The following is a 2,843-nucleotide window of genomic DNA, read 5'->3' on the forward strand; positions in this document are numbered from 1 at the left end:
CTTCATGGTCATGGCTATGATCATACTCTTCATGAATAATCTCTGGCTCGGCATGACGATGTCCCCAAGGATGGGGTGTTGCTCGAACTGTCTCTACGTCTACTTCAATGCGCGGTGTTGTTTCTGTCGTTTCGGCAGCGACTGCATCAGCACTGACACCAACAAGAGCCGCTAGGGGTAATAAGGCTAAGAGTAAAGACTGAGAAATGCGAGTCTTAAACATTGGAACACTCCTTATGGATAATCGAAAAAACTAAACAATGAACGATGATAATCAAGCAGTGAGTTAGGCAAACAGAGCTTGGTTTAATCGTTGAGCAGCCATCTGATGGGAATAAGAGGGACGGCGGCCATAGCCGTGGCTATGGTGCCGTGGTGGGGTTGAAAAACTGGTAGAGTAGCTGCTGTGCCAATGACCACCGCTAACGTGGCTGCTTGCAGTGGGGGGAATGGCCGTAAACAAATCATTCTGAACGGACGATCCGGATCGCCTGACATCAGACGACTGGCTTGTATTCTGTTTCATAAAAATCCTTTACTGTTGATTTAGCTGGCAGTACGTCAAAACAAATGAATTGCCTAAAGCTAGACCTGCAATTAGCAACGGTAGTTTAAACCATCAGCAAACATCAGCCCGTTTTTGGGAGATTAGACCACCGAGGATGTTGAGGTTTAGTTTCTGGCAATAATGGAAATACATTTGCTATGGTCTCCCTAGTATTACACCAATCTCTCTCACTATCAGAAGAATCTATAGATGATTGTGATGTTTTCAACATAGGTTGTAACATGGGCTTTGACAGGTCAGTGCGTTTCGTAGGGCCTTGTCGCACCAGCTGTCCTGACTGTAGTTCAATTAACCAGCTTGCGTAGTGTAGTACGCTAGGTCGGTGGCTAATTAGAATCGTAGTTTTGTCGCGACGGTAGGCCAAGAGCTGTTCTAGTACTTGCTTCTCACTCTCATGATCCAAGCCTGACATGGCCTCGTCTAAGATTAGCACAGGTGGGTTCTGTAACAGGGCGCGTGCGATCGCTAAACGCTGTCGCTGTCCTCCTGAAAGATTTGCACCAAATTCTCCCAAGATTGTTTGATAGCTGTGTGGAAACTGGCTAATAAAGTCATCGGCACCTACCCGCTGACAAACATCAACAATGGCCTCTAGGGAAACATCCTGGGCAGCTAGGCGAAAATTGTCAATAATCGAGCGACTCCAAAAATTAGGCTCTTGGGGGACTAGTAAGACATTACTCCGTAGGCACTCTAGGGATAAGTCCTGAAGATTATAAGGTCCTATCCGAATATTGCCAGACTGTAATGGGTATAGGCCTGCAAGTAGTTTAACCAAGGTACTTTTGCCGCAGCCAGAGGTGCCAATAATAGCCGTTACCTGACCTCCAGGGATCTCTAACGAGAGTTTCTCCATCAGTGGGACTTGCCCACCATAGAAGAAAGAAACATCATGGCAGAGAATATCAGCATTGTGAGCTAATTTAATACTATCTTCAGCCTGATCAGCGGAGACTTCTGGGGTCGTATCAATAACCTCAGAGAGACGCTGTGTTGCAGCTCGGACCCGTGCATACTCGTCCATTAAGGAGATCACCATGGTCATGAGCCCCATAAAATTACGGCTCATACTGTAAAACGCCAGCAGCTGACCAATACTCAACTGGCCTGCCATCACTAGATGACTGCCTGACCATAGCAGAACAATGTTGCCTAACCCTGACACGAGCTGTGAGATACCGCTGTTAATAGTGCTCAGCTGGGCGGTCCGAAAAGTAACTTTGGCCACACGTCCCAAACGTTCCTGTAACTCGTCCCAAAGTGCCCCGGCGGCTACCATGGATTTGAACGTGCTCGCGCCTCTAAAGGTTTCAACCAACAGCCCTTGATTCTCTGAATCTAACACTAGGGCTTCCCGCGTTTGCCGCTGCAGAGTCGGTAAAAAGGTAAGGGTTACCAATGTCATTAATAGACTGCTACCTAGGGCAACACAGGTAAGCGCAGGGCTATAGATTGTCATCAGCAGTAGGGAAACCAGGGCAATAAAAATTTGACCTGGTAAACCGACAACAATATGAGTGACCAGATGGTAAATCATCTGGACATCCTGCAATCGGCTGATAACTTCGCCACTGCGATGGCTCTCGAAGTAGCTCAGGGGTAAGTGTAATAACTTACGCGCAAATTCCATTACCAAACTTAGCTCTAGGCGTTTGGCAAAATGGATAATCAGGTTGGATTGGATCCAACTAAATAGGGCACCAAAGGAAACAAGGATACCGATAGAGAGCGCAACGATGTTGAGCAATCGCGTGTCCTGGCGGACTAAAACATCATCGGTGAGAATTTGAATGAGAAAGGGCATGGCCAGGGAGACTCCCCCCAGAACCATGTTAATGGCAAATACTTCTCGTAAGATCCGACGATGAAACCAGAGCTGGTGGAGCCACCGAGTCATGTGGGAAGCAGAGCCGGAAACCATCTGAGCGGTTTGGGCTAAGACGTCGGGCATTGGATTGAGTAGTAGTGCTATTCGATCCGCCCAGCCATGGAGTAGCTCATCTTTTGTCAAATAGCGTAAGCCGACGCCAGGATCCATGATCACAAAGCGATTTCGACGACGACCATAAAAAACAACCCAGTGGACTCCTCGCCAGTGCAAAATCGCTGGTGAGGGAAGTTCATCAAGGCGATCAACGATCGTGCCATCAGCAATTCCAAATTCAAACGGCATCAATTTATACAGAAATAAAGGACATAAGGTTAATGAAGATAGAAACGACCCTGTTGATGTGAGTTCCGGTTATGGTCCCTATTTCTCTGAGTTTCGGTGTGC

At 47.3% G+C, this 2,843-nt stretch carries 3 protein-coding genes; all 3 read right to left on the reverse strand.

All coding sequences use genetic code 11. The annotated features are described in order from the left end of the window. Positions 1 to 223 (reverse strand): hypothetical protein (locus IQ260_RS29480; RefSeq protein WP_193996615.1); only part of this gene is annotated, 223 nt, incomplete at its 3' end. A gap of 83 nt (positions 224 to 306) precedes the next feature. After that, complete coding sequence (locus tag IQ260_RS29485; protein WP_193996616.1) at positions 307 to 498, reverse strand: hypothetical protein; 192 nt, start codon at positions 496 to 498, stop codon at positions 307 to 309. A gap of 131 nt (positions 499 to 629) precedes the next feature. Next, the gene (locus tag IQ260_RS29490; protein WP_193996617.1) at positions 630 to 2,741 is read right to left on the reverse strand and encodes a peptidase domain-containing ABC transporter; all 2,112 of its coding nucleotides are present in this window, start codon (positions 2,739 to 2,741) and stop codon (positions 630 to 632) included. Positions 2,742 to 2,843 lie beyond the last annotated feature (102 nt).

It is taken from the genome of Leptolyngbya cf. ectocarpi LEGE 11479, from assembly GCF_015207065.1.
GTDB lineage: Bacteria > Cyanobacteriota > Cyanobacteriia > Phormidesmidales > Phormidesmidaceae > Leptothoe > Leptothoe ectocarpi.

Bases quoted from the DNA above. Each gene is read 5' to 3' on its own strand.
- IQ260_RS29490 (WP_193996617.1), bottom strand. From the start codon at position 2,741: ATGCCGTTTGAATTTGGAATTGCTGATGGCACGATCGTTGATCGCCTT.
- IQ260_RS29485 (WP_193996616.1), bottom strand. From the start codon at position 498: ATGTCAGGCGATCCGGATCGTCCGTTCAGAATGATTTGTTTACGGCCA.